Below are 26,050 nucleotides of genomic sequence, written 5' to 3' on the forward strand. Positions count from 1 at the left end.
GCGGCTACGCCGCCTACGCCTACATCAGCGACACCACCAACGGCTGGAAAGGCTGGTACAACATCGGCACCACCACCATCAGCTAACCAACAAGCCTCAGGCGGGCTGTTTCTTTCCTGGGAACGGGGAGGAGGCAGCCCGCCTGCGGCGTGCCGGGTGGTCGACACCACGAGTGTTCGTTGAACAGCGCGAACGGGATATCCGCGTGAAGGACGTGACGGACGGGGACTACCCTTCTCCGGGTGATTGACCTCAAGGTGTTGCGCGAGAACCCGGAGATCGTGCGCGCTTCGCAGCGCGCCCGTGGCGAGGACGAGGGCGTCGTCGACTCCCTGCTGTCCGCTGACGAGCGCCGGCGGACCGCCATCTCCCGCGCGGACACCCTGCGCGCCGAGCAGCGGGTCCTCGGCAAGGAGGTCGGCAAGGCCAAGGGCGACGAGCGCAACGCCCTGCTCGTCAAGGCCAAAGACCTGGCCGCAGAGGTGAAGGCCGCCGAGGCCGAGCAGGCCGCCACCGCCTTGGAGGTCAACGAGCTCCTCGCCAAGATCCCGAACCTGGTGCACCCGGACGCGCCGGTCGGTGGCGAGGACGACTTCGTGGTCCTCAAGACCGTCGGCGAGCCGCGCCAGTTCGACTTCGAGCCGCAGGACCACCTGGACCTGGGCACGAAGCTCGGCGCGATCGACATGGAGCGCGGCGCCAAGGTCGGCGGCAGCCGGTTCTACTTCCTCAAGGGTGTCGGCGCGCAGCTGGAGCTCGCGCTGCTCAACATGGCGGCGCAGCAGGCCACGGCCAACGGCTTCCAGCTCATGATCACGCCGACGCTGGTGCGGCCGGAGATCATGGCGGGCACCGGCTTCCTCGGCGCGCACTCGAGCGAGATCTACCACCTGCCCGCCGACGACCTGTACCTCGTCGGCACGTCGGAGGTGCCGCTCGCCGGTTACCACGCCGACGAGATCATCGACGGCGAGAAGCGGTACGCGGGCTGGTCGTCGTGCTACCGGCGCGAGGCCGGGTCGTACGGCAAGGACACCCGCGGCATCATCCGCGTGCACCAGTTCAACAAGGTCGAGATGTTCTCCTACGTCCGCCCCGAGGAGGCCGAGGCCGAGCACGCCAGGCTCCTCGCGTGGGAGGAGGAGATGCTCGCCAAGATCGAGGTGCCCTACCGCGTCATCGACACGGCCACGGGTGACCTCGGCATGTCGGCGCACCGCAAGTTCGACTGCGAGGCGTGGGTGCCGACGCAGCAGAAGTACCGCGAGCTGACCTCGACGTCGAACTGCACCACGTTCCAGGCGCGCCGGTTGAACGTGCGCTACCGGGACGAGAACGGCAAGTCGCAGATCGCCGCCACGTTGAACGGCACGCTGGCGACCACGCGGTGGATCGTCGCGATCCTGGAGAACCACCAGAACGCCGACGGCTCGGTCACCGTCCCGGTGGCCATGCGTCCGTTCATGGGCGGCCAGGAAGTGCTCAAGCCGGTGTAGTCAGGCTGCCTACATCCTGTGCCTGTAAGTGACCTGTAAGGGCGGCTGCAGCCGACTTGGAGGTGACTTGAAGGCGTGATCGCCACTCTTTGGTGCGAGAGAAGAACTCTCCGTCACCGAAGGGGGCAACATGTCACGCAACACAGTCATTGCCGCTTTGCTCTCGGCTGCAACTGTCGCTCTGTTCACCGCACCCGCTGCCGCCGCTGGCACACCAGCTCCTCAGACCGATGACTTCCACGCGATGCTCTACTGCCAGGAGATCGGCGTTCCTGGCGGTGTGACCCGCAGCCAGATGATCGTCAGATCGCAGGCGTGGATCGACGCCCGCGTCCCGTACAGCCAGGGAGCGTGCTACTCCAACCAGTACGGGAGCTACCGCACCGACTGCTCTGGCTACGTCTCGCTCATCTGGGGATTAGGCCGGTCCGAGACCACTCTCACCCTGCGGAACTTCTCGTCGCTGATCAACCGCGCCGACCTGCGCACGGGTGACGCCCTGCTCAACGACGGCCACGTGGCACTCTTCGTCCGTTGGGCCGACGCCGCGAAGACGCAGCCCGTCGTTCGCGAGCAGGCGGGGCCGAATGGCGCACCGACAGTCGAACGCACCTGGTCCGCGAGCACCGCTGCCGGCTACGAACCGCGCCGCTACCACAAGGTGCTGGAGGAGACGCCGACCCCGACGCCTCCGAAGCTCAAGGACTTCAACAGCGACGGCCGAGCCGACATCGCCGCGATTGATCCCGACGGCACCATGGTCCTCTTCGTCGGTAACGGTGCCGGGCGGGTCAACTACGGCAAGGCCATGAGCGGCAAGGGGCATTGGATCGGGCAGCGGCTCCTGAGCACAGGTGACTTCAACGGGGACGGAAAGGCCGACATCGCCGCGGTCTCGCCAAGCGGCACGATGGAGCTCTACAGCGGCAACGGCGCGGGCGATCTCGGTTATTCGAATGTAATGAGCGGGGCCGGGCACTGGGCGGGCCAGCAGGCGATTGCCGCGGGCGATTTCAACGGTGACGGCAGGGCCGACATCGCCGCAATTTCGGCAGAGGGCACGATGGAGCTGTACACCGGTAACGGAGCCGGTGGTCTCGGTTATTCGAACGCAATGAGCGGTGTCGGCCACTGGAACGGCTTCACCAAGATTGTCGCGGGTGACTTCAACAGCGACGGCAAGACTGATATTGCCGGTATCGACTCCGAAGGCACGATGGCTCTGTTCACCGGTAACGGTGCGGGCGGTCTCGGTTACGGCAACGCGATGAGTGGCAAGGGGCACTGGGCCGGTCAGCGGTTTGTCACGTCGGGTGATTTCAACAACGACGGAAAGATGGACATCGCGGGCGTCGATGCCGACGGCAACCTCGCCTACTACACCGGAAATGGTGCGGGAGGCCTGGGTTGGGGCGGCCCGATGTGGGACGGCGCCCACTGGCTCAACCACCGCGCGCTCGCGTGATGTCGGTGCTCGCGATTCGTCAAGGGGGGATAATGAACTCGACGCTGCTCACCAAAGCCACCGCTGTGTTCGCTGTCGCCGGCGCTCTCGTATTAGGTCTCACCGCGCCCGCATCTGCCCGCTCAACCGCTCCCTGCAGTTCTGCCGGAGTCTCGGCTGACGACAACTCACTGGCGAGCCAGCTGCGTGCTCAGATCAGCTGGATGACCGGGTACCGGATGTCGTGTGCCAGGGCGGTTGCCCGGCAGGTCAAGTCTCGAGGTCTTGACCTGCGTGCACTACAGATCGCATTCACGACCGTTGTCACCGAGACGCACTTCGACAACATCAGTGTCGCCGAGGACGCAGACAGCCTGGGGTTGTTCCAGCAGCGGCCGAGCATGGGCTGGGGAACGCCCGCACAGTTGACCGACCCGGCCTACGCCACGAACGCCTTTCTCAACGCGATGAACGGTCATTACCCGAACAACGCGTGGCAGGGGGGTGACATCCCGACCATCTGTCAAAAGATCCAGAAATCGGCGTTCCCGGACGGGTCGAATTACCGCGCCAGTCTCGACCAGGCGACGATCATCGCGAACTTCGTCTGGAGCAGGATGGGCAAGCCGTCCAGCCACGACTTCAACAACGACGGCAAGACCGACCTCGCGGCGATCGACCCGGAAGGCACCATGGTGCTCTTCGTTGGTGACGGTGCCGGGCGGGTCAACTACGGCAACGCCATGAGCGGCAAGGGGCATTGGATCGGGCAGCGCCTCCTGGCCGCAGGCGATTTCAACGGTGACGCCAAGATTGACATAGCTGCGGTTTCGCCGAGTGGCACGATGGAGCTCTACACCGGTAATGGTGCAGGCGACCTCGGTTACTCGAATGCGATGAGCGGGACGGGGCACTGGGCCGGACAGAAGGCCATCGCTGCGGGCGATTTCAACGGTGACGGCAAGACGGACATCGCCGCGATTTCGGCTGAGGGCACGATGGAGTTGTACGCCGGCAATGGTGCGGGTGGGCTCGGCTACAGCAACGCGATGAGCGGGACGGGGCACTGGGCCGGACAGAAGGCCATCGCTGCGGGTGATTTCAACGGTGACGGCAAGACGGACATCGCCGCGATTTCGGCTGAGGGCACGATGGAGTTGTACGCCGGTAACGGTGCGGGTGGGCTCGGCTACAGCAACGCGATGAGCGGGACGGGGCACTGGGCCGGACAGCGCCTCATCACGGCCGCCGACTACAACGGTGACAGCAAGACCGATGTCGCCGGTATCGATGCCGACGGCAACCTCGCCTACTACGCCGGCAACGGCGCGGGCGGCCTCGGCTGGGGCGGCCCGATGTGGAACGGCGCCCATTGGGCCAGCCACAGGGCGATCGTCTGACATGACACCGCGCAGGGCCGGACACTCGTCCGGCCCTGCGCGGTGTCATGAGGACTGAAAGCAATGTCAGCCAGCCCGCCACCACCGTGCCGATCTTTGGGCTGGTGTCACTCCATCGAGTTGGTCAGGCGGTCGGCGACGTACTTGGCGATCTCCAGTGAACCCGTTGCGGCCGGTGAAGGCGCGTTCAACACGTGCACCTGGCGCGTCGCCATCTCGATCAGGAAGTCGTCGACCAGTGACCCGTCCGGCAGCATCGCCTGCGCCCGCACGCCCGCCTCCGCGCGCACCAGGTCGTCCTCGCGCACGGCGGGCACGAGCCGCGCCAACGAGGCCGCGAACCGCTTGCGTGACAGCGAGCGAAGGACCTCCTCGGCGCCGGTGCGGGCGTACTTGCGGGCGAGCCGCCACGTGCCGGGGAAGCGGGCGACGTCGGCGAGGTCTGCCAGCGAGATGTCGCGCCAGCGGTAGCCCTCGCGGCGCAGTGCCAGCACGGCGTTCGGGCCGCAGTGCACGCTGCCGTCGAGCATGCGGGTCAGGTGTACGCCGAGGAACGGCAGCGTCGGGTCCGGCACCGGGTAGATCAGGCCGCGGACCAGGGACGTGCGGCGCAGCTCGAAGTACTCACCGCGGAACGGCACGATGCGCGCGGACGGCGTCAGCCCGGCCAGTCGCGCCACGCGGTCGCTGTGCAGGCCGGCGCAGTTCACCAGCGCGTCCGCCCGGATCACGCCCTGCGGCGTCGCCACCTCCACGCCGCCAGAAGCAGAACGGATCGCCAGCGCGGGCGACTGCAGACGCAGGTCGTGCGATGACAGCAAGTCCACCAGCGCGGAGCACACCGCGGGGAAGTCGATGATTGCCGTGCTCTCCACACGCAACGCCGCGACGCACGACACCTCGGGCTCGTACTCGCGCGCCTCGGAGGCCGAGATCAGTTTCGCCGGGACGCCGTTCGCCTCCGCGCGCGCCGCGAGGTCGTGCAGCCTGGGGAGCTCGTCCTCCGAGGTCGCGACCACGAGCTTGCCGCACACGTCGACCGGCACGCCGTGCTCGCGGGCGAAGGCGACCATGGACGCGTTGCCCGCGACGGACATCCGCGCCTTCAGCGATCCCGGCTTGTAGTAGAGGCCGGCGTGCACGACGTTCGAGTTGTGGCCCGTCTGGTGGGCGCCCCAGCGCTTCTCCTTCTCGAGCACCGTCACGCGATCGCCGCGTGAGGCCAGCTCGGCCGCCACCGCGAGCCCCACGATTCCGCCACCGATCACCACAACTGAGCGCACAGTGACGGAATCTAGTTTCCGGCCGTCCGCCGTTACAGGTGCCGATCGAGCGTCGGCAGCACCTCGGCGGCGACGTCCTCGACCACCTGCTCACTGCCCATGTAGATGCCGTCGTGCCGCGGCCAGTGCGCCACGACGTCGGTGAAGCCCAGCTCAGCAGCCCTGCCCACGGCGTCGACGAAGCACTCGACGCTCGACAGCGAGTACACCGGCGACGAGTCGAGGTTCAGGTACCTGTTGACCCGCGACGTGCGGCCCTGCGTGGCCAACGTCTCAGTGAACTGTTCGGAGAGCTGCGCCACGCCCTGCCACCACGCATCGACGTCCTCGGTCGGCGGTCCGGTGGTGACCCACCCCTGCCCGAACCTGGCCGCCACGGCCATCGCCTTGGGCCCGTTCGCGGCGACCACGAACGGCAGCCGCGGCCGCTGCACGCAACCGGGTGCGCTGCGGGCCTCCTCGGCCGAGAAGAACTCCCCGCTCCACGACGTGCGGTCCTTGATCAGCAGTTGGTCGAGCAGCTCGACGAACTCGCGGAACCGGGCCGTCCGATCGCGCGGCAGCAACGGCTTCGACCCCGTCACGACCGTGTCGTAACCGTCCCCACCTGCGCCGACGCCGAGCGTGAACCGTCCGTCCGACACGTCGTCGACCGCCAGCAGCTCACGGGCGAACGGCACCGGGTGACGGAAGTTCGGGCTCGCGACGAACGTGCCGAGTCTGATGCGCGAGGTGACCAGCGCGGCTGCTGTCAGGGTCGGGACAGCGCCGAACCAGGGACCGTCGACCAGGGTGCGCCAGCCGAGGTGGTCGTAGGTCCACGCGTGGTGAAACCCGTACTCCTCGGCCGCGCGCCACTTGGGTTCGGCGATCCACCAGCGGTGCTCCGGGAGAATCACGATGCCTACGCGCACGCACGTAAGGTAACCAGCTGTTCAGCTGCTTACGAACTTGGCTCGCGTAGTCGAGAAGGCAAGATGACGGTGTGGAACAGCCGCGCCTGGTCGCCTCCGACGTCGATGGAACCCTGCTCAACCCTCAGGAGACGGTGAGCCCGCGCACCGCACAGGTGGTCGCACGCGTGCTCGCGGCCGGTGTGCCGTTCGTGCTCGCGACCGGCAGGCCGCCGCGCTGGATCCCGCGGATCGCGGAGGAGGCCGGCCTCGACGGGCTCGCTGTTTGCGCGAACGGTGCGGTGCTCTACGACATCGGCCGCGACGAGATCGTCTGGGCGCGCACACTCAGCCCGGTGCAGCTGCACGACATCGTGTCCGCCGTCGACAGCGTGCTGGACGACTGCACGTACGCGGTGGAGCTCGTCGGCACGCCGAAGGACGACAGAACGTTCGTCGCCGAACTCAGCTACACCCACCCGTGGCCCGAGGGCCCGCACAGCGGCCTCACCCGCGCCGAGACGCTCGGCCACCCCGCGACCAAGCTGCTGATCAGGCACCGGGCCATGACCAGCGCGGAGATGGCGGCCGCGATCAACGAGGTGCTGCACGGCGAGGTCGACCTCACCTTCTCCACGAACAACGGCCTGATCGAGGCCTCCGTCCACGGCGTCACGAAGGCGTCCGGGCTGGCTGACGTCGCGGAACGGTTCGGCGTCGACCGCGAGCACGTCATCGCGTTCGGGGACATGCCGAACGACGTCGAGATGCTCGGCTGGGCGGGGCACGGAGTGGCCATGGCCAACGGCCACGAGGCCGCTCGGGCCGCCGCGGACGAGGTCACCGGCCCGAACTCCGAGGACGGCGTCGCGATGGTGCTGGAACGCTGGTTCTAGGCCACGAGAGGCTTCGCCGGCTCGACCTCGGCCCACCACTTGAAGGCGATCTCCAGCTCCGCGGGGATCTCCGCGGGCAGGCGACCCGCCGCGTAGGCCTCGGCGAGCGCGGTGATGGCCGCGTCGGAGATGCCGGAGCGGCTCATGCCGACCGAGTTCACGCCGTTCAGCCGGATCGGGCTGCCGTAGGCGCGGGCGAACGGCGGCACGTCCTTCGACACCGGCGTGTTCATCCCGACCATCGCGCCGGTGCCGATCACGCGGCGCTGGTGCACGGCCGCGTTCATGCCCACGTTGACCCGGTCACCGATCTGGACGTGCCCGCCCAGCGACACACCGGCCGAGAGCGTCACGCCCGCACCGATCAGGCCGTCGTGCGCCACGTACACCCGGTTGAGCAGCCACGAGTCGGCGCCGATGGTCGTCGCCCGGTACGAGCCCTGGTGGACAGTGCTCAGCTCGCGGATCACCGCTCGCGCGCCGATGTGCACGCCGGCGTGCGTCAGGTCGCCGTCCCACGCCCGGTTGTGCTCGGCCGAGGTGATCTCCGGCGGGGTGCCGATGACGCAGCCGGGGCCGATCCACGCACCGTCCTCCACGACGCACGGACCGAGCACGACGGCACCCGGACCGATGGTGATGCCGTCGCCGAGCTCGACGCCGTCACCGACAACAGCACTGCGATGGATGTGGTTGACCACGAGCGTCCGATCAGGAGGTGGGGACAGGCGACTTAGCCCGTACGGGTACCGTGAAGCCCCGCGTGCAGGCCCAAGCACTGTACCGGCCGCGCCGGTGGAGATCCCCGAAGGCGAGAGACTGCTGAATGATCCCGATTACTGTTGTTGACGTCGCCGCTGCCGAGCAGCTGGTGGTACAGGTGCTGCGCTCGGGAGCCATCGCGCAGGGCCCGATGGTGAAGCGTTTCGAGGACGCCTTCGCGGGCGTCGCGGGCGTTCCGCACGCCGTGGCGGTGAACAACGGGACCACTGCGCTCGTTGCCTCCCTGCAGGTTCTGGACCTGCAGCCGGGGGACGAGGTCATCACCTCGCCGTTCACGTTCGTGGCGACGTTGAACGCGATTCTCGAGGCTGGTGCGACCGCGCGGTTCGCGGACATCCGCGAGGACGACTTCAACATCGACGCGGACGAGGTCGCGGCAGCCGTCACCCCGAACACCAAGGTGCTCATGCCGGTGCACCTCTACGGGCAGATGGCCGACATGGGCAAGATCATGCCCGTCGTCGAGGAGCACGGCCTGAAGCTGGTCGAGGACTCCGCGCAGGCCGTCGGCGCCACCTACGAGGGCCGCCCGTCCGGCAGCTTCGGCCTCGGCTGCTTCTCGCTCTACGCGACCAAGAACATCACCACCGCCGAGGGTGGCGTCATCACGACGTCGGACGACACGCTCGCGGACCGCCTGCGCGTCCTGCGCAACCAGGGCATGCGGCAGCGCTACCAGTACGAGGTCGCCGGTCACAACTACCGGATGACCGACATCCACGCCGCGATCGGCATCCCGCAGCTGGAGAGCCTCGGCGAGATCACCAAGGCGCGCCAGGCCAACGCCGAGGCCCTGAACAAGGGGCTCGCCGGCGTGAAGGGCCTCAAGCTGCCGCAGGTGCTGCCGGGCCGCACGCACGTGTGGCACCAGTACACCGTGCTGATCACCGACGACGCCCCGATCAGCCGCGACGAGTTCGCCGCGAAGCTGACCGAGAAGGGCATCGGCAACGGGATCTACTACCCGAAGACGGTGTTTGACTACGACTGCTACCGGGACAACCCGAAGGTCATCGCCTCGGACGTGCCGGTCGCCGAGCGCGTGGCGCGCCAGGCCCTGTCGCTGCCGGTGCACCCGAAGCTCACCGACGCCGACCTCGACACGATCATCACGACGGTTCGCGAGGTGCTGGGCGCATGAGCAGCCTTCCCCGCATCGCCGTCATCGGCGTCGGCACGATGGGCTCGCTGCACGCCCGCGTGACCGCGCAGTCCGAGCGGGCCGAGCTCGCGCTGATCGTCGATCCGCGCGAGGACGTCGGCAAGGCCGCCGCCGACAAGTTCGAGACCACGTGGGCGCCGGAGATGGGCGACCTCGACGGCATCGACGCGGTGGTCCTCGCCTCCAGCACCGAGACCCACCACGGGCTCGCGCTCGAGGTGCTCGCGAAGAACAAGCCGCTGCTGGTCGAGAAGCCGGTGTGCGCCTCGCTGGAGCAGACCGAGGAGGTCCTCGCGACCTCGGAGGCCAAGGGCCTGCCGGTCATGTGCGGCCTGCTGGAGCGCTACAACCCGGCCGTGATGACGGCGCTCGGCCTGATCAACGAGCCGGTGTACGTCTCCGCGATCCGGCACTCGCCGTACGCGCCGCGCATCCTCACCGGTGTGGCGTGGGACCTGCTGGTGCACGACGTCGACCTCGCCATCCAGTGCTTCGGCGGTGCCGAGCCGGAGCGCGTGTCCGCCGGTGTCGCGCAGTTCCACCCGTCGTCGGTGCCGGGCGCGGAGGACGTCGTCGACACGCTGCTCACGTTCCCGTCCGGCGGCATCGCCACGGTGTCCGCGAGCCGCATCGGCCAGCGCAAGATCCGGTCCCTCACGATCCAGGAGCTGGACCGCTCGATCGAGGTCGACCTGCTGCGCAGGGATGTGACGATCTACAAGCACATCTCGCACGACTCGGACCCCGATGGCCGCGGCTACCGCCAGCAGACCGTCATCGAGATCCCCGAGCTGGTCACCGCGCGCGAGCCGCTCGCGACCCAGCTCGACCGTTTCCTCGACCTCATCGCGGGCAAGCTGGACGCCGAGGACGAGCGCCGCCGCATCCTGCCCTCGCACCGCGCCGTCGCCGAGGTCAAGGCGAAGTCCGCCGCGGTTGCCGGCTGAACTCGAGGAACTGACTTCTGATGGGTGCATTCGTCGTTCTGGCGTTCATCCTGCCCGGCCTCGCGGTCGGGCTCGCGCTGCGGCTGAGAGGCTGGACCCTCGCGGCTGCGGCGCCGGTGCTCACCTTCGGCACCGTCGCGCTCGGTACGCTGGTGCTCGGCAACCTGGGCATCCCGTGGAACCTGCTGACGGTGGCGCTGTGGACAGTGGTGCTGGCGGCCGTGGTCGGCGTGGTGACGTGGCTCGTCGCCCGCCGCACCGGTGGTGAGCCGCTGATCGAGGAGCCGAAGCGCTCGCTCGGCGAGAACCTCGTCGTCCTCGGTGGCGTCGTGCTCGGCATGGCGGTGGGCGCCGCGACGTTCCTGCGCGGCATCGGCGGCACGCTGAGCACGATCAACCAGGACTGGGACGCGCCGTTCCACGGCAACGCCATCCGGTGGATGTCCGAGCACGCCACCGCGCTGCCGTCCGCGCTGGCACCGATCGCGAACCTGCCGGCCGGCACGAAGTACTTCTACCCCAACACCTACCACGCGCTGCTCGCCCCGCTGCTCGACAAGGTGGCGGGCATGCCGGAGCTGCTGAACCTCGCCGCGCTCTCGGTGATCCTCGCGTGGCCGCTGGGCATCGCGGCGCTCGCGCTCGCGTGGCGCATGCCGCCGCTCGGCGCCGCGATCGCCGCCGCCGTCTCGACGTGGTTCACCGCGTTCCCGTACGACTCGCTGTGGCGCGGTCCGTTGTGGCCCTACGTCGCCGGCGTCGCCCTGGTGCCCGCCACGGTGGCCATCGCCCGCAAGGTGCTGACCACGCGCGGCCTGACCGGCCCGCTCGGCCTCGCGCTCGCGGTCGCCGGCCTCACCGGCCTGCACACGAGCCTCGTGTTCATCGCCTTCGTCTACCTCGCGATGCTGATCCTGGCCCTGGCCTTCAAGCTGGAGCCGATCGACTGGCGCACGAGCTGGAAGCCGCTCGCCCTCACCGCGGGGCTCGGCCTCCTCGCCGTCATCCCGGTCATGATGCCGGCCCTCGTGCAGTCCGCCGGCGTGACCGGCGCGCAGTGGGACGAGTTCGCGTCACCCGCGGAGGGCATCGGCCAGACGCTGCTGTTCTCCCCGGTCGTCCGGTACCCGCAGTGGTTCCTCGGCATCGCCGCGATCACGGGCGTCGTGCTGATGATCAAGCACCGGCGCCTACCGTGGATCATCGCCGCCTACGTCGTGTTCGGCGCCATGTACGCCGGCACCGCCTCGCTGAACAACTCCTTGGTCAACATGCTCAGCGGCCCGTTCTACAACGACGCCTGGCGTTTCGCGGCCCTGCTGCCCCTCGCCGGCGCCATCGCCGTGGGCGAGCTCGGCCACACCGTCGCCACCGGCCTGACCGCGAAGCTCGGCTCCCGCGTCAGTGCGCAGCGAGCCGCGTTCGCCGCGCCCGTCGCGATCGGTGTCGTCGGCGTCCTCGTGCTCGGCCTGCTGGGCAAGGGCGCCTACATCGGCCGCAACGCGGAGCGCCTGTCAGAGACCAACAACGAGGGCGCGACCGTCACCAGGGGCGAGCGCGAGGCCTACAAGTGGCTCGCCGAGCACTCCAAGGACCGCCCGGTCGCCAACGACCGGCTGGACGGCTCCGTGTGGATGTACGCGCTGGCCGGCGTCAAGCCCGTGGAGTGGACGTTCTACGGCGCCGACGAGAAGACCAGCGCCGGACAGATCACGTGGCACCTGCAGGAGATCGACAAGAACCCGGACGTCCGCAAAGCGATCAACGCCCTCGGTGTGAAGTACATCGTCGTCGGGGCGGGTTACGTGCGGTCGAACTCGAGGCCCGCGCCGGGGTTGATGGCCCTGGAGAGGCTGCCCGAGGTGCGGAAGGTGTACGAGAACCCGCAGGCCACCATCTACGAGTTCGTGGAGCCCGGCACCGGTCAGACCTCCTGACCGCGCGCTGACAGGACAGTCAAAAGGGGGCCCGCCATCGGCGGGCCCCCTTTTCGTCCTCAGAGGACTTACACGTAACCGAGCTGCGCCAGCGTGTCGGCGATGATCTCGCTCGGGTGGTACTTCTCCATGATGGACGGACGGCGCAGCGACTCGTACTCACCGAGGAACTTCTCGAGCTTCGCGGTCTCCATGCCGGTCAGCACGATGTTCTGGCCGAGGCCCTGCTTGGTCTCGGTGCGCTCGCGGTGGATCGCGCACGGCATGCCGATGTAGGAGCACTCCTGCTGCAGACCACCGGAGTCGGTGACGACGAACTTGGCGCGCGCCAGGATCGGCAGGAACTGCAGGTAGCGCTTCTTGGGACGCATGATGAAGCGCTCGCCGTCGAACAGGTGGCCCCAGCCGTGCCGCTCGATGCGCTCCCGCTCCGGTGCACCGGCGAGGTAGAGCATCGGGGTCTTCTCGCTGGCCTTCTTCAACAGCTCCAGCGCCTCGCGGAACTTGTCCGTGCGGGACACGAGCTCGAAGCGGTGCAGCGTGGCGAGGCCGAACTCCTCGGGGAGGTCCTCGGTCGTGTTCGCGTTGATCGCGAGGCGCATCGCGTCGATGACGGTGTTGGCGCCGGTGTTCACCACGACGCCGCGGGCGCCGCGGAGGTTGTCGACCTCGTTCTGCGACGGTGCGAAGTGGACGTCCGTGAGCTTCGTCGCAATGCGACGGTTGAGCTCTTCCGGCAGCGGCGAGAGCAGGCTGCCCGAGCGCATGCCGGCCTCGACGTGGGCCACGCGGGCACCGAGCAGGCGGCGGGCGATGAGGCTGCCGTACGGGGTGGTGAAGGTGTCGCCGTGGACGACCACGAGACCGGGCTTGCCGTCCGTGGTGAGCGACCGGCGCAGCTCCTTGCGCTGGCTCCACGCGGTCTGCGCGACGGAGAGCGCCCAGCCGGGAACCTGCTTGGGGGTCTCCAGGTTGCGGGCCTTGCCCCGCGGCACCAGCCACAGGTCCGGCTCCGGCAGCTGGAGGTCTTCGAGAACGTCGGCGACCTCGTCGAAGTGCTGGGCGGTGAACCACAGCAGCGGCTTCGTGCCGCGGGCGACGAGCGCGTGGTAGACGGGTGCCACCTTGATGAGTTCAGCGGTGGTACCTGCGATGAAGGCGATCACGGGAAGGACCCCTGAGGCTCGGGATCAACGGACCGCCTGGATACTGTCAGGTGTGACGAGCCGGAGCAAATCCCTCCCCGACGTCCCCAGCCTCAGCATTGTCATCCCGGTCTACAACGAGCAGGACTGGATCGGCCGCTCGATCGAGGCGCTGACGACGTCGCTCGACCGTGCCGGTTGGCCCGCCGAGATCGTGGTGGTCGACGACGGCAGCACCGACGGCACGCCGAAGCGCCTCGTCGAGCTCACCGGGCAGTTCGGCATCACCGTGGTGAGCCAGGAGAACGCGGGCCGCTTCGCCGCGCGCCAGGCGGGCATCCGCGCCGCCAGTGGCGAGCGCATCCTGCTGCTGGACGCCCGCGTCATCATCGAGCCGGACGCCTTCGGGTTCCTGAAGGACCAGTTCCTGCGGCACCCGGAACGCAAGGTGTGGAACGGGCACATCAACGTCAGCACCGACGGCAACCCCTACGGCGGGTTCTGGGCCGGGCTGGTCGCGATCGGCTGGCGGCGCTACATGGCGAACCCGCGCCTGGTGTCGTTCGGCGCGGACGAGTTCGACGTCTACCCCAAGGGCACCGGCTTCTTCTGTGCGCCGCGCGAGCTGCTCGAGGCCGCGGCGCGGTCGTTCGAGTCCCTCTTCGACGACGTGAAGCTCGCCAGTGACGACACGCGCATGCTGCGGTGGATCGCCGAGCGCGAGAACATCCACCTGACGCCGGAGTTCGCCGCCACCTACAACAGCCGCGACTCGTTCAAGAAGTTCGTGAAGCACGCGTACTTCCGCGGCACCACGTTCGTCGACAGCTACCTCGACTCGCCCGGCCCCGCCCGCAACGCGTTGTTCGCCGCGATGGCTGTCGGCGTCGTCGGGCTCGTGATCGCGGCGAAGTTCCCGAAGACGGCACTCGTGCTCGTCCTGCTGGGCATGGTCGCGGCGGGTGCGGTGGCCCGCAAGGCCGGTGCGTCCAAGGGCCAGGCGCTGGCCGTGACCAAGCTGCTGCCGGTCTTCGCCGCGAGTTTCGGCTCCGGCGTGGTGCGCGGCCTGTTCCTCGCGCTGAAGAAGGCACTGTCGAAGTGAGCGGGAAGACCGCCGGCAGATCGCTCGGCACCGTCGGAATCGCGGTGCTGATCGCGGCGGGGCTCGGCTATCCGATCCTGATCGTGACCGGCCGCGTCCTGTCCGAAGCGGATACCGCGGTCTTCCTCACGTTCTGGGGCATCGTCTTCGGCGTCGGCAGCACGCTCGCACCGGTCGAACAGGAGCTGTCGCGCCTCGCGGCGGTGGCCGACGTGGCGGGCAAGCGCGTCACCGCGACCGCGGTGCGCACGGTCGCGGTCGCGGCGGCGGCCGTGGGGTTGTTCGGGCTCCTCGTCGCGCTGCCTCCGGTGAGCGAGAGGCTCTTCGGCGAGTACACCGTGCTCGCGCTCGTCGCCCTGGCCTCCGGTCTCGCGTTCGCCGTGCAGTTCGGCACCAGAGGCACGCTCATCGGTTTCCACGAGGCGAAGTCCTTCGGTGGCCTGGTCGTCACCGAGGCGGCCGTGCGGATCGTGCTGCTCGGGCTGTTCCTCCTGCTCGGGCTCAACGGTGTGGTGCCGCTCGCGATCGCGGTCGCCGCCGGTTCGTTCGCCTTCCTGCCGTTCGGCGTGCGGGCGGGCAAGCACCTCGACCTGACCGGTGACGCCGAACCGTGGGGCGTCGTGGGCAGGCGGATCCTGGTGCTGATGCTCAGTGCCGGCCTCACCGCGTCGGTGCTGACCGGCTACCCGGCGATCGTGAAGCTCTTCGCCTCCAGCAAGGAGGAGCTCGAAGCGCTCGGCGGCCTGTTCCTCGCGCTGAGCGTGGCCCGCATCCCGCTGCTGCTGTTGTCGCCGGTGCAGGCGATGGCGGTGCCTACGGTCGTGCGGCTCTCTCAGGACGAGGACGGGCACGGAAAGCTTCGTGGCCTGTTGGTCAAAGGTTCAGCTGCCGCGTTCGGGCTCGCGGCGGTCGGTGCGGCCTTCGGCTGGCTCATCGGCCCGTGGGTCGTCCAGCTGCTCTTCAGCGCCAAGTACGACGTTCCCGGCTGGGTCGTCGCAGGTCTCGTGTGGTCGTCCGTGCTGCTCGGCGCCGTGATGCTGCTTGCCGCGGTGCTGGTCGCACGCACCGAGGGCGGCAAAGTCCTTCTTCTGTGGGCGATCGTCGCGGCACTGAGCGTGCTGGTGCTGACGTTCGCGCCCGGTGACCTGGTGTTGCGTGCCGTGCTCGGTCTGGTGATCGCGCCGACCATCGGTGCTTTCGTGGCCATCGCTTTCGTGCTGCGGCCTGGTGTTCGCGCTGAAACCACCACTGGTTAGGCTCCTCGACGTGTCTGACTCTGTCGACCTGCGACGAGTGCTCATCGTGCTTCCCGCCCTGAACGAGGAGCACAACATCGAGAAGGTCATCGCCGAGGTGAAGGCCGCACTGCCGGACGCCGGCGTGCTGGTCGTGGACGACGGTTCCACGGACCAGACCTCGCTGCGTGCCCGTGAGAGCGGCGCCAGGGTGGCGCGCCTCGCGGTCAACCTCGGTGTCGGCGGCGCGATGCGCACCGGGTTCCGCTACGCCGTGCGCAACGGCTTCGACGTCGTGGTCCAGGTGGACTCCGACGGCCAGCACAACCCCGCGCACGTGCCCGAGCTGCTGCGCGAACTGGACCGCGCGGACATCGTCATCGGCGCCCGGTTCGCGGGCAAGGGCGACTACAAGGCCCGCGGCCCGCGCCGCTGGGCCATGAAGCTCTTCGCCGTGGTGATCTCGGCGATCTCCGGCACGAAGCTCACCGACGTCACGTCGGGGTTCAAGGCGTCCGGTCCGCGTGCTGTGCGCCTGTTCGCCGCCCATTACCCGGCGGAGTACCTCGGTGACACGCTGGAAGCGCTCGTCATGGCGGCACGGGCCGATCTGAAGATCGTGCAGGTTCCCGTCGAAATGCGCGTGCGCGCCGGCGGTACGCCGAGCACGTCGCCCGTGAAGTCCGCCGTCTACCTGCTGCGGGCCACCCTGGCGCTGACGCTCGCTCTCGTTCGCCGCAAGCCCAAGACCGGTTCCTTCGAAGCCGCTTAGGAGGCTCCCCGTGTCTGCGTTCCGATTGCTGGCGATTGTGGTCGCGGCGCTCGTTCTGGTCGTCGTGATCGAAATGATGCGGCGCCGCAAGCTTCGCGAGAAGTACGCGGGAATGTGGCTGTTCGTCGGAATCGGTGTGGTCTGCTTGGGTGCGATCCCAGGCCTTCCGACGTGGCTGTCCAACCTCACCGGGATCCAGCTGGCGGCCAACTTCCTGTTCGCCGCCGCCGCGTTCACGCTGCTCTTCGTCGTGCTGCAGCTGTCGAGTGAGGTGGGTCACCTCGAAGAAGAGGTGCGCACGACGGTCGAAGAGATCGCTCTGCTGCGTTGTGAGCTGGAAGGCGTGCGTGCGGAGCTGGACAAGCGCATCGCGAGCGCCGAAGAACAACTTGTCCAAGCGCGGCCCTGATTTCCGGGCACTCAGGGCATACAGGTAACCTCGCTTGCCGTGAGCTTCGCAGGTTATGACCTGATCGTCGTCGGTTCCGGATTCTTCGGCCTCACGGTCGCCGAGCGCACCGCGTCCCAGCTGAACAAGCGGGTGCTGGTGCTGGAGCGCCGTGACCACATCGGAGGCAACGCCTACTCGGAGGCAGAGCCCGAGACGGGCATCGAGGTGCACCGCTACGGCGCGCACCTGTTCCACACGTCCAACAAGCGCGTGTGGGACTACGTGAACCAGTTCACCTCGTTCACGAACTACCAGCACCGCGTGTTCGCGATGCACGACGGCCAGGCGTATCAGTTCCCGATGGGACTCGGCCTCATCTCGCAGTTCGTCGGTCGCTACATGTCGCCCGAGGAGGCGAGGGCGTGGGTCGCCGAGCAGGCCTCGGAGATCGACACCAAGGACGCGAAGAACCTCGAGGAGAAGGCCATCTCGCTGGTCGGCCGTCCTCTCTACGAGGCGTTCATCAAGGCCTACACGGCCAAGCAGTGGCAGACCGACCCGAAGGAACTGCCCGCGGCGGTCATCAGCCGCCTGCCGGTGCGCTACACCTTCGACAACCGCTACTTCAACGACGTCTACGAGGGCCTGCCGGTCGACGGCTACACCGCGTGGCTCGAGAAGATGGCGGACCACCCGAACATCGACGTGAAGCTGTCCACGGACTTCTTCGACGTGCGTGACGAGATCCCGGCCGGCACGCCGGTCGTCTACACGGGTCCGGTGGACCGGTACTTCGACTACTCCGAGGGCTGGCTCGGCTGGCGTACGCTCGACTTCGAGCAGGAAGTGCTGCCGATCGGTGACTTCCAGGGCACGTCGGTCATGAACTACAACGATGCAGACGTGCCGTACACGCGCATCCACGAGTTCCGTCACTTCCACCCGGAGCGCGAGTACCCGAACGACAAGACCGTTATTGTTCGTGAGTTCTCCCGCGCAGCGGAGAAGGACGACGAGCCGTACTACCCGATCAACACGCCCGAGGACCGCGCCAAGCTCGAGCGGTACCGCGAGCTCGCGAAGAAGGAAGCCGCAGACCGCAACGTCATCTTCGGCGGGCGCCTCGGCACCTACAAATACCTGGACATGCACATGGCGATCGGTTCCGCGCTTAGTGTGTTCGACAACAAGATCGCTCCGCACCTGGCGTCCGGTCAGGCGCTGGACGGGTCTCTGGAGGACTGAATCGCAATGCCGGGCAAGTCCAACCTCGTGGAGCACGAGGCGCCGGAGAAGCTGCTGACGCAGCGCGGCCTGTTCGCCGGTCCCTCGCAGATCGTCTCGGAGGACCTGTACGCCGAGGTGAAGCGGGGGATCGCGGACCGGGAGCGCCACCGCATGATGGTGCACCCGAACGCCACGGTCTCGATGAACACCTACTTCGGCCGCTTCCCCGCGTCGTACTGGCAGCGGTGGTGCGTGAGCCCCGAGGTGGAGCTCGAGCTCGAGGTGACCGGCTCCGGCCAGGTCGCGCTCGTCGCCTCGGACTCCGAGGGTGAGACCCGCACGGTCGCCGCGGAGAAGGTCGTCGGCGCAAAGGCGCAGACGGTGCGCCTCTCCGCGAAGATCGACAAGTTCACCGACGGCGGTGGCCTCTGGTTCGACGTGACCACCGCCGACGACTCGCTCGCGGTCGAGAAGGTCCGCTGGACGGTCGCGCCGCCCAAGACGGTGCGGCCGACCGCGGTCGTCATCTGCACGTTCAACCGTGTGGACGACTGCCTCAACACGATGGCCGCCCTCGCCTCCGACCCGGAGCCGCTGGAGCTCGTCGACACGATCTACGTCGTCGACCAGGGCACGGACGCCGTCGAGTCGCGTGAGCGGTTCGCCGACGTCTCGGCCGCGCTCGGATCGAAGCTGCGCTACATCCGCCAGCCGAACCTCGGTGGCGCCGGCGGCTTCACGCGCGGCCTCTACGAGGTCACCGAGATCGACCACGCGGAGCACGCCAACGTCCTGTTCATGGACGACGACGTGCTGTGCGAGCCCGAGATCGTCATCAGGCTCACCGCGTTCGCGAACCGCACGACGCAGCCGACGATCGTCGGCGGTCAGATGCTCTACCTGCTGCACCCGAACTTCCTGCACGTCGGTGCCGAGTACGCGAACCTCGACACCCTCGCGCCGGGCCAGGTCGTGGAAGGCGCGCTGTTCAACGCCGACCTCACCGGGTACGACGAGGAGACGGGCAAGCGCAACGTCCAGGACAAGCGCGTCGACGCCGGCTACAACGGCTGGTGGTCGTGCCTCATCCCGTCGGAGATCGTGAAGGCGGTCGGCTACCCGCTGCCGCTGTTCTTCCAGTGGGACGACATCGAGTACGGCTACCGCGCCCGTGCGCACGGCTTCGCCACCGTGTCGCTGCCCGGTGCCGGCGTCTGGCACGCCGACTTCCACTGGAAGGACTGGGACGACTGGCACAGGTACTTCAACCTGCGCAACGCCCTGATCACGTCCGCGCTGCACAGCCGGTTCGACCCGAAGATGATCGTGCGCGGGATGGCGAAGCAGTTCGCCACGTACATCCTGGGCATGCAGTACGGTCTCGCCGCCACCCAGCTCAAGGCGGTCGAGGACTTCCTCAAGGGCCCGGACTTCCTCTCGGACGGCGGTGTGCAGGCGGCGGCGGACATCCGCAAGCTGCGCGCCGAGTACCCGGAGACCGTGCGGCACCCCGCGTCGGAGATCCCCGGTTTCAAGCCTGGCAGCCTGCCGATGATCACTGCCGCGCCGACGCCGAAGCTGATCGCGCCGGTGTTCGTGAAGCGCCTCGTGAACCAGTTGCTCGGCAAGTCCGCGCACGAGGCGGGCGCTGTCCCCGCGGGTGACGCGGCGTGGTGGCACGTCTCGCTGTTCAACACGGCGGTCGTGACCGACGCGTCGCAGGAAGGCGTGCGGGTGCGCAAGCGGGACAAGGAGCTCGCGGTGCGCCTGTCCAAGCAGGGCGCCAAGCTGTTCCGCGAGCTGTACCGCAGGGCTCCGGAGGTGCAGCGCTCCTACCGGGACGCGATGGGGAAGCTCACCAGCCGCGACACCTGGTCGCGGTTGTACGACCTCTGATTTCCACAACGCTTCGCACGGGCGGTCCGGATCTTCCGGGCCGCCCGCACTACTGACAGGGGAAGGTCTGTGGACCAGAACTGCGTGCTGCAGCGGGTGATCCTGCCCAGGGACGAAGATCCGCTCGACGTCCGGCCGCTGTACCTGGACGAGCCGGAGACGACGAACTGCCACGTCGCGTCCCGCCGCAGCGCCACGGTTCCCCCGTCGGCGAAGGTCTCCTTCGCCACGTACTTCAACGCCTTCCCCGCCTCCTACTGGAAGCGCTGGACGACCGTCGACGAGGTCGTGCTGCGCCTGGCGGTGCGCGGCACGGGTCGCATCGACGTGTACCGCTCCCGCCCGTCCGGCGACATCATCCACATCGAGGGCCAGTACGTCCGCGACGCGGCCGAGTGGGCCGACGTCGAGTTCACCGTGTCGCTCAAGCCGTTCGAGGACGGCGGCTGGATCTGGTTCGACGTCTTCACCGACGACGCGCCGCTGGAGATCCGCGAGGCGGCGTGGACGGTGCGCGAGCCGTTGCCCGTGCAGAAGGTCGCCATCGGGATGACGACCATGCGCCCGGTCGACGCGGTGATCGCGTTGCGCGCGCTCGGCGAGGACCCGGCCGTGCTCGAAGTGCTCAGCAAGGTCTTCGTCGCCGACCAGGGCGACGTGAAGGTCCGTGACACCAAGGGTTTCGCCGAGGCAGCGGCACTGCTCGGCGACAAGCTGGAGGTCATCGAGCAGGACAACCTCGGTGGTTCCGGCGGGTTCACCCGAGGCATGTTCGAGGCGATCGAGCACAGCGACGCCGACCAGATCATGTTGATGGACGACGACATCCGGCTCGAGCCGGACGCGGTGCTGCGCTCCAACGCGTTCGCCCGTGCCGCGGCCGAACCGGTGATCGTCGGCAGCCACATGCTGAACCTGCACTCGCGTGCGCGCCTGCACAGCTTCGCGGAGATCGTCGATCTCAACACGTGCTTCTGGCGCGCGGCACCAGGCGCGGTCACCGACCACAACTTCGCCACCGACTCGCTGCGGGAGACCGCGGCACTGCACCCGAGGGTCAACGCCACCTACAACGGCTGGTGGATGTGCCTGTTCCCGCGTGAGGTCGTGCGCCGCAGCGGCTACCCGCTGCCGCTCTTCATCAAGTGGGACGACGCCGAGTACTCGTTGCGGGCGCTGGAGCACGGCTTCCCGACGGTGTCGCTGCCGGGTTCGGCGGTCTGGCACATGCCGTGGACCGACAAGAACGACTCGACGGACTGGCAGGCGTACTTCCACACGCGCAACCGGCTGATCCTGGCCGCGCTGCACAGCCCGTACGACGTGAAGACCAACATCGTGAAGCACGGCCTGAAGCTGACGCTGCGGCACCTACTGTCGATGGAGTACTCGACGGTCGCGTTGCAGCAGAAGGCGATCGAGGACTTCCTCGCCGGTCCTTCGCTGCTCTTCGACTCGCTTCGCACGGCGTTGCCGGAGGTGCGCAAGCTGCGCGCGAAGTACTCCGACGCGCAGACCCTGCCCTCGGCGAGGGAGTTCCCGCCGCCGACCTTCGACCAGGTGCGCGCCGAGGCCATGCTGCGGCCGTCGCAGTCGCGGATCACCACCGCCAAGCGCGCCGCGAAGTCGTTGCTGCACAACTTCAGCAAGCCAGCTCCCGACGCCGCCGGCCGCCCGCAGATGAACGTGCCGGCGCTGAGCGCGCGCTGGTTCCTGCTCGGCAACCTCGACAGTGCGACCGTGTCCACCGCAGACGGCACCGCGGTGGCGTTCTACAAGCGCGACCCGGAGGAGTTCCGCACGCTGGCCAAGCGGGCGGTCCGCAACTACCGCCGTCTCGGCCAGGAGTGGGACCAGCTCAAGCGGGTCTACCGGGAAGCCCTGCCGGAGCTGACGTCGACGGAATCGTGGCGAAAGGTATTCGAGCGGTAGTTCGGCCCTCCTTCTTCAAAGAGACGCACGGTCTTTGGGGAGGGACCCGTGACTACAGTCAGCTTTGTAGCGCATCCGGACGACGACCTGCTGTTCATGAATCCGGACATCGCGGCGAACGTGTGGGACGGCCACGATGTCTGGGTCGTGTATTTGACCGCAGGGGACATTCCACATCGTCCCGACAAGCCCGGTGGAATCGAATACTCGGAAATGCGCCTCAACGGGGCGCGTGCGGCGTACGCGCGGACAGCCGGGGTGGCGAACGAGTGGGCGTTCGAACAGATGACGTTCGGTGGCCACCCGGTCGCCACGAACAAGCTCGTGGGCGCGAACGTGCGGATCGTGTACACGTACATCCACGCCGCAGCCGGTCCTGAGGACAACTTCGGTGACCTGTGGCGCCTGCTCAACGTGCCGGGCTTCGAGGCCCAGCCGATCGACGGACGGCCTCCGTACACGTACGACGGGTTCGTCGGCATGATCCGCGGCCTCATCGCCAAGGCCGACCCGGACCTGATCCGCACGAGCAGCTCGATCGGCCACCGCGAGGGCGACCACGTCGACCACACGGCCGGCGCGATCCTCGTCGCCGACGCGAACACCGATGGTGCGGGGCGGACGGCGGTGCTCCGCTGCGAGTACGTCGGGTACAAGGTGCTCACGTTCCCGGAGAACGTCCACGGGTTCCTGCGCGAGAAGAAGACCGAGATCTGGGACGAGTACTGGCCGCACGACCCTGAGCTGAACGCGTTCAGCTGGCGAGCTGCGCTGAGCAGGCGGTACCAGCCGGACGGCCGGGTGTTCCACCCCGGTGTCCCGTGGGCCCCACCGGGTGACTTCGCCAGTTCCGTGGCCTGACCGGGTGGTCTCGTCGCTGAGCAATTCTGACGTCAACCCTTGATTCCGGTTTCCGTCACGCCGCGCACGAGGAACCGCTGCATGGCCACGAACACGATGACCAACGGCGCGATGGAGACCGCCGCCGCCAGGAACAGCTCGTGCACGTTGATCGACTGCGCCGTGAGGAACGTCGACAGCGCCACCTGCACCGTCCACGCGTCCTGGTCCTGCGCGATCACCAACGGCCACAGGAACTGGTTCCACGACGTCACGAACGTGATGACCCCGAGTGCCGCGAAGAATCCCCGGGAGTTCGGCACCACGACCCGCCAGTACGTGCCCCAGTGCCCGAGCCCGTCGATCCGCGCCGCCTCCTCCAGCTCGCCCGGGAAGGTGAGGAAGTACTGCCGGAACAGGAACGTGGTGAACCCGCTGAACAGGCCGGGGATCACCAGCCCGCGCAGGTCGGAGACCCAGCCCAGTGTCGACACGACCACGAACGTCGGCACGAACGTCACGGCCGCCGGGATCATCAGCGTGGCGACGACGAAGTACAGCACCACGTTCGCGTACCGGTAGGGGATCCGCGCGAGTCCATACCCCGCGAGCCCGCACAACAGCAGCTGCCCCGCAGTCTGCAGCACGGCGACGACGAGAGAGTTGAGCATGCTGCGGACCATCGGCACAGCCGGGTTGCTGAACAACGCGGCGAAGTTCTCCCAGTGGATCTCGCTCGGCCAGAACGTCCACGAGGGTGCGGCGATCTCCTGCTCGGTCGCCAAACCGTTGCGCAGCACCAGGTAGAAGGGGATGAGGAACAACACCGCCGCCATCGACAGCGCGAGGTACCGGACGGCCTTCATCGCGTGATCACCCGGCCCTGCAGCAACGTCACGCCCGCGATCAGCAGCGTGAGGATCACCGCGCCCGCGCTGCCGTGCCCGAAGTCCTGCCCGCCCGAACCCAGCGCCGTGTAGTAGAGGTAGATCAACGGTGGTCGCGCGAACGGCGGGTAGCCGCGGTCGGTCCCCAGCACGTTGTAGAACTCGTCGAACGCCTGGTACGCCGCGACGAGCAGCAACAGCACCACAGCCACCGACGTCGTGCGCAACTGCGGCAACGTGATGTACCGCAGCGTCTGCCAACCTGGCCGAGCCCCGTCGATCCACGCCGCCTCGTACAGGTGCTGCGGGATCCGCTGCAGCCCGGCGATGAACAGGATCATGTAGAACCCGAGCTGCAACCACAGCCGCAGCGTCACGAGCACCAGCCAGTACCAGGGCGGCGACGTCGACACGGTCCACGCGACAGGCTCCGCGCCGAACCACCCCAGCACCGTGTTCGCGAGCCCGAACCGCACCCCGTTGAAGATCGAGAGCTTCCACACCAGCGACGCCACGACGTACGAGCACGCCGTCGGCAGGAAGAACACCGACCGGAAGAACGCCTGCATGAAGCTGATCTGGTTGACCAGCAACGCCAGTGCCAGCGCGAGCACGAACGTCAGCGGCACGATGAACGCCGCGAACACGCTGAACGTCCCCAGGCTCGACAGGAACGGCTGGTCCGTCAGCATGTCCGCGTAGTTGCGCAGGCCGACGAACTCGGTGGGCGTCACCGTGTTGCGGGCGTCGAAGAACGACAGCAGCAGGCTCCACCCGATCGGCACGTACACGAACACGAGCAGTCCGATCGCGAACGGCCCGACGAACAGCCAGAACGCGCGCCCGTTGCTCATCCGTACAGGCGCTTCAGCTCGTCCCGCACCTTCCCCGCCGCACCCTTCATCTCGGCGTCGGCGGGAGCGCCGTCACGCACCACCCGCGACACGGCGTCGTTGAACGCGGTGCGCATCACCGATGTCCAGTCCGGCGGGTTGGACGCCTTCGCGTTGTCCCGCACGAACTTCACAGCATCGGCCGCCGCGCCCGTCGTCAGCTTCGAGGCCTTCTCGGCGATGCTCTTGCGCGGCGGGATGTGGAAGCCGTAGCCGAGGTTGAAGTCCTCCTGGTAGTCGGTCCGCTCGATCCACAGCCAGCGCACGAACTCCTTGGCCTCGTCGACCCGCTTCGACTTGGCGTTGACCATCGCGCCGAACGCACCTACCGGCACGCTGGGCCTGCCGCTGCCGGTGAGCTTCGGGAACGGGAGCACACCGAAGTCGTCGCCCAGCGCCTTCTGCACGGCGGGAACGGCCCACAACCCGGTCCACTGCATCGCGACGAGGCCCTGGTTGAACGCGTCCGGCTCAGCCCAGTCCTTCACCGCGCCGAGCAGCAGGCCGCCGCTGGTGTAAAGCTCGCGCAGCTTGCCGATCGCCTGAGCCGCAAGGGGATCGTCGAACCCGACCTGATGGTCGCGCACGTAGTCGAGCCCCGCAGACCACAGCGCAGGCCCGCCCAGCACCCCGCCGCCACCGTCGTTACCGGCGAACAGCCCCTTGACCCCGTCCCGGGTCAGCCGCCGGGCCGCGTCGATCAGTTCGTCTACAGTGGATGGAGGCTGGACTCCGGCCTGTGCGAGGAAGCTCTTGCGGTAGAACAACATCTGCATGTCCACCGCCTGCGGAACTCCGTAGATCTTCCCGTCAACGGTGTGCGTCGCGAGAATCGACTCGGAGAAATCGTTCCTGGCGTCGCCGAAGACGTCGTCGAGCGGCACGAGCTGACCCGCCCGGACCGAGCTGATCTGCGGGGTGGACTCGAAGACGTCCGGTCCGCCGTCGGACAGCAGGCTCGTCGCGAGCTTGGAGTCGTAGTCTCCGGGGTTCCACTGCACGTCGACCTGAGTTTTCGGGTACGAGCTGGCGTACCGCTCCACGGCTTGCTGCACGCCGGGCTCGCCGTAGGCGTGGTACCACTGCTTCAGGGCCTGGCCGCTGCCGCCCCTGCCGGTGTTCGAGCCGCACGCCGCGAGCAGCGCGCTCGCGCCCGCCAAGGAGAGAAGTCTGCGTCGGGAGATCACCCATCACGTCTTACTCCGATCACGTCCGGTGCGCGAGTGGTTACTCGAAGTGCGCGACGACGACGTTGGAGAAGTTGACGACGTACTCACGGCCGTCCGGGCCCGCGATCGGCTGCGTGTGGCCGTTGCGGACGATCTGCGTCAGGCGCGGCGCAAGATCGTCCCGCGTCTCGTCGGTGACCGTGAGGGTGATCGGGTTCGGGTTGGCGGCGAGGAACAGCACAAGTCGGCTCATGCCGTTCAGCAAACCGCGTGCCGAAGCTGTTGAAGGGCGGTTTCGCGCGCAGCGATTCCGCCCTCAG

23 protein-coding genes are annotated in these 26,050 nt (G+C 68.0%); 15 read left to right on the forward strand and 8 right to left on the reverse strand.

Translation table 11 applies throughout. From position 1 onward, the window contains the following. Nucleotides 1–242: 242 nt before the first annotated feature. From serS to C8D87_RS43505, 3 genes are all read left to right on the forward strand, one after another. Nucleotides 243–1,496 carry a serine--tRNA ligase gene (gene serS / locus C8D87_RS43495; protein ID WP_112232429.1) on the forward strand — a complete coding sequence of 418 codons (1,254 nt, stop codon included), beginning with the start codon at nt 243–245 and terminating at the stop codon, nt 1,494–1,496. A 130-nt stretch (nt 1,497–1,626) separates the two neighbouring features. After that, nucleotides 1,627–2,961, forward strand: coding sequence for an FG-GAP repeat domain-containing protein (locus tag C8D87_RS43500; RefSeq protein ID WP_109630501.1), 1,335 nt, complete (start codon nt 1,627–1,629; stop codon nt 2,959–2,961). Nucleotides 2,962–2,993: 32 nt separating this feature from the next. After that, nucleotides 2,994–4,340 carry an FG-GAP repeat domain-containing protein gene (locus C8D87_RS43505; RefSeq protein WP_170166802.1) on the forward strand — a complete coding sequence of 449 codons (1,347 nt, stop codon included), beginning with the start codon at nt 2,994–2,996 and terminating at the stop codon, nt 4,338–4,340. A gap of 107 nt (nt 4,341–4,447) precedes the next feature. Here the strand turns inward: C8D87_RS43505 and lhgO are convergent, their stop codons facing one another. Continuing rightward, nucleotides 4,448–5,623, reverse strand: coding sequence for an L-2-hydroxyglutarate oxidase (lhgO, locus tag C8D87_RS43510; protein ID WP_112232433.1), 1,176 nt, complete (start codon nt 5,621–5,623; stop codon nt 4,448–4,450). 32 nt (nt 5,624–5,655) lie between these two features. Continuing rightward, nucleotides 5,656–6,537: an LLM class flavin-dependent oxidoreductase gene (locus tag C8D87_RS43515; RefSeq protein WP_109630512.1), complete on the reverse strand. Its 882-nt coding sequence runs from the start codon at nt 6,535–6,537 to the stop codon at nt 5,656–5,658. A gap of 71 nt (nt 6,538–6,608) precedes the next feature. Between C8D87_RS43515 and C8D87_RS43520 the strand changes: the two genes are divergently transcribed. Continuing rightward, on the forward strand, nt 6,609–7,412 hold the full coding sequence (locus C8D87_RS43520; RefSeq protein WP_233442570.1) for an HAD family hydrolase: 804 nt from the start codon (nt 6,609–6,611) through the stop codon (nt 7,410–7,412). On the opposite strand, the gene C8D87_RS43525 is transcribed toward C8D87_RS43520, so the two are convergent. Beyond that, nucleotides 7,409–8,113: an acyl-ACP--UDP-N-acetylglucosamine O-acyltransferase family protein gene (locus C8D87_RS43525; RefSeq protein ID WP_109630514.1), complete on the reverse strand. Its 705-nt coding sequence runs from the start codon at nt 8,111–8,113 to the stop codon at nt 7,409–7,411. The genes C8D87_RS43520 and C8D87_RS43525 overlap by 4 nt on opposite strands. A gap of 125 nt (nt 8,114–8,238) precedes the next feature. On the opposite strand from C8D87_RS43525, the gene C8D87_RS43530 reads away from it, so the two are divergent. From C8D87_RS43530 to C8D87_RS43540, 3 genes are read left to right on the forward strand one after another with little or no spacing between them, the layout of a single operon-like run. Beyond that, nucleotides 8,239–9,336, forward strand: coding sequence for a DegT/DnrJ/EryC1/StrS family aminotransferase (locus tag C8D87_RS43530; protein WP_109630517.1), 1,098 nt, complete (start codon nt 8,239–8,241; stop codon nt 9,334–9,336). After that, complete coding sequence (locus C8D87_RS43535) at nt 9,333–10,304, forward strand: Gfo/Idh/MocA family protein (RefSeq protein WP_109630520.1); 972 nt, start codon at nt 9,333–9,335, stop codon at nt 10,302–10,304. The genes C8D87_RS43530 and C8D87_RS43535 overlap by 4 nt, the downstream gene beginning before the upstream one ends. Nucleotides 10,305–10,324: 20 nt before the next feature. Next, a complete protein-coding gene (locus C8D87_RS43540) occupies nt 10,325–12,241 on the forward strand; it encodes a DUF6541 family protein (RefSeq protein ID WP_109630522.1) in 1,917 nt (638 codons plus the stop codon). A 68-nt stretch (nt 12,242–12,309) separates the two neighbouring features. On the opposite strand, the gene C8D87_RS43545 is transcribed toward C8D87_RS43540, so the two are convergent. After that, nucleotides 12,310–13,407: a UDP-N-acetylglucosamine 2-epimerase gene (locus tag C8D87_RS43545; protein ID WP_112232435.1), complete on the reverse strand. Its 1,098-nt coding sequence runs from the start codon at nt 13,405–13,407 to the stop codon at nt 12,310–12,312. Nucleotides 13,408–13,459: 52 nt separating this feature from the next. Here C8D87_RS43545 and C8D87_RS43550 point away from each other — a divergent pair, with 52 nt between their 5' ends. The 8 genes from C8D87_RS43550 to C8D87_RS43585 all read left to right on the forward strand — a co-directional run bounded on the left by C8D87_RS43550 (nt 13,460) and on the right by C8D87_RS43585 (nt 22,802). Next, on the forward strand, nt 13,460–14,488 hold the full coding sequence (locus C8D87_RS43550; RefSeq protein ID WP_233439135.1) for a glycosyltransferase family 2 protein: 1,029 nt from the start codon (nt 13,460–13,462) through the stop codon (nt 14,486–14,488). Continuing rightward, nucleotides 14,485–15,744 carry a lipopolysaccharide biosynthesis protein gene (locus C8D87_RS43555; protein ID WP_109630530.1) on the forward strand — a complete coding sequence of 420 codons (1,260 nt, stop codon included), beginning with the start codon at nt 14,485–14,487 and terminating at the stop codon, nt 15,742–15,744. Before C8D87_RS43550 ends, C8D87_RS43555 begins: the two co-directional genes overlap by 4 nt. A 10-nt stretch (nt 15,745–15,754) precedes the next feature. Next, nucleotides 15,755–16,495: a glycosyltransferase family 2 protein gene (locus tag C8D87_RS43560; protein ID WP_109630533.1), complete on the forward strand. Its 741-nt coding sequence runs from the start codon at nt 15,755–15,757 to the stop codon at nt 16,493–16,495. A 10-nt stretch (nt 16,496–16,505) separates the two neighbouring features. Next, nucleotides 16,506–16,904, forward strand: coding sequence for a DUF2304 domain-containing protein (locus C8D87_RS43565; RefSeq protein ID WP_109630537.1), 399 nt, complete (start codon nt 16,506–16,508; stop codon nt 16,902–16,904). A 39-nt stretch (nt 16,905–16,943) separates the two neighbouring features. Next, nucleotides 16,944–18,131 carry a UDP-galactopyranose mutase gene (gene glf, locus C8D87_RS43570; RefSeq protein WP_109630540.1) on the forward strand — a complete coding sequence of 396 codons (1,188 nt, stop codon included), beginning with the start codon at nt 16,944–16,946 and terminating at the stop codon, nt 18,129–18,131. 6 nt (nt 18,132–18,137) lie between these two features. After that, entirely contained in the window at nt 18,138–20,009 is a 1,872-nt protein-coding gene (locus tag C8D87_RS43575; RefSeq protein WP_112232437.1) for a glycosyltransferase, read from the forward strand. 69 nt (nt 20,010–20,078) lie between these two features. Then, the gene (locus C8D87_RS43580) at nt 20,079–21,941 is read left to right on the forward strand and encodes a glycosyltransferase (protein ID WP_233442571.1); all 1,863 of its coding nucleotides are present in this window, start codon (nt 20,079–20,081) and stop codon (nt 21,939–21,941) included. A gap of 48 nt (nt 21,942–21,989) precedes the next feature. Beyond that, the gene (locus tag C8D87_RS43585) at nt 21,990–22,802 is read left to right on the forward strand and encodes a PIG-L deacetylase family protein (protein ID WP_146772092.1); all 813 of its coding nucleotides are present in this window, start codon (nt 21,990–21,992) and stop codon (nt 22,800–22,802) included. Nucleotides 22,803–22,834: 32 nt separating this feature from the next. Here C8D87_RS43585 and C8D87_RS43590 read toward each other — a convergent pair whose 3' ends face one another. The 4 genes from C8D87_RS43590 to C8D87_RS43605 all read right to left on the reverse strand — a co-directional run bounded on the left by C8D87_RS43590 (nt 22,835) and on the right by C8D87_RS43605 (nt 25,983). Further along, nucleotides 22,835–23,617, reverse strand: coding sequence for a carbohydrate ABC transporter permease (locus C8D87_RS43590; protein WP_112232505.1), 783 nt, complete (start codon nt 23,615–23,617; stop codon nt 22,835–22,837). Between the two features lie 26 nt (nt 23,618–23,643). Beyond that, a complete protein-coding gene (locus C8D87_RS43595) occupies nt 23,644–24,522 on the reverse strand; it encodes a carbohydrate ABC transporter permease (RefSeq protein WP_112232443.1) in 879 nt (292 codons plus the stop codon). Further along, the gene (locus C8D87_RS43600) at nt 24,519–25,721 is read right to left on the reverse strand and encodes an ABC transporter substrate-binding protein (protein WP_233442573.1); all 1,203 of its coding nucleotides are present in this window, start codon (nt 25,719–25,721) and stop codon (nt 24,519–24,521) included. Before C8D87_RS43600 ends, C8D87_RS43595 begins: the two co-directional genes overlap by 4 nt. Before the next feature lie 67 nt (nt 25,722–25,788). Beyond that, nucleotides 25,789–25,983: a hypothetical protein gene (locus C8D87_RS43605; protein WP_146231381.1), complete on the reverse strand. Its 195-nt coding sequence runs from the start codon at nt 25,981–25,983 to the stop codon at nt 25,789–25,791. Nucleotides 25,984–26,050 lie beyond the last annotated feature (67 nt).

It is taken from the genome of Lentzea atacamensis (assembly GCF_003269295.1).
Taxonomy (GTDB): Bacteria; Actinomycetota; Actinomycetes; order Mycobacteriales; family Pseudonocardiaceae; genus Lentzea; species Lentzea atacamensis.

Excerpts from the sequence above, each read along its gene's own strand:
- C8D87_RS43500 (WP_109630501.1), top strand. The coding sequence starts at position 1,627 with ATGTCACGCAACACAGTCATTGCCGCTTTGCTCTCGGCTGCAACTGTC.
- C8D87_RS43505 (WP_170166802.1), top strand. The coding sequence starts at position 2,994 with ATGAACTCGACGCTGCTCACCAAAGCCACCGCTGTGTTCGCTGTCGCC.
- C8D87_RS43530 (WP_109630517.1), top strand. The coding sequence starts at position 8,239 with ATGATCCCGATTACTGTTGTTGACGTCGCCGCTGCCGAGCAGCTGGTG.
- C8D87_RS43535 (WP_109630520.1), top strand. The coding sequence starts at position 9,333 with ATGAGCAGCCTTCCCCGCATCGCCGTCATCGGCGTCGGCACGATGGGC.
- C8D87_RS43540 (WP_109630522.1), top strand. The coding sequence starts at position 10,325 with ATGGGTGCATTCGTCGTTCTGGCGTTCATCCTGCCCGGCCTCGCGGTC.
- C8D87_RS43575 (WP_112232437.1), top strand. The coding sequence starts at position 18,138 with ATGCCGGGCAAGTCCAACCTCGTGGAGCACGAGGCGCCGGAGAAGCTG.
- C8D87_RS43590 (WP_112232505.1), bottom strand. The coding sequence starts at position 23,617 with ATGGCGGCGGTGTTGTTCCTCATCCCCTTCTACCTGGTGCTGCGCAAC.
- C8D87_RS43595 (WP_112232443.1), bottom strand. The coding sequence starts at position 24,522 with ATGAGCAACGGGCGCGCGTTCTGGCTGTTCGTCGGGCCGTTCGCGATC.
- C8D87_RS43605 (WP_146231381.1), bottom strand. The coding sequence starts at position 25,983 with ATGAGCCGACTTGTGCTGTTCCTCGCCGCCAACCCGAACCCGATCACC.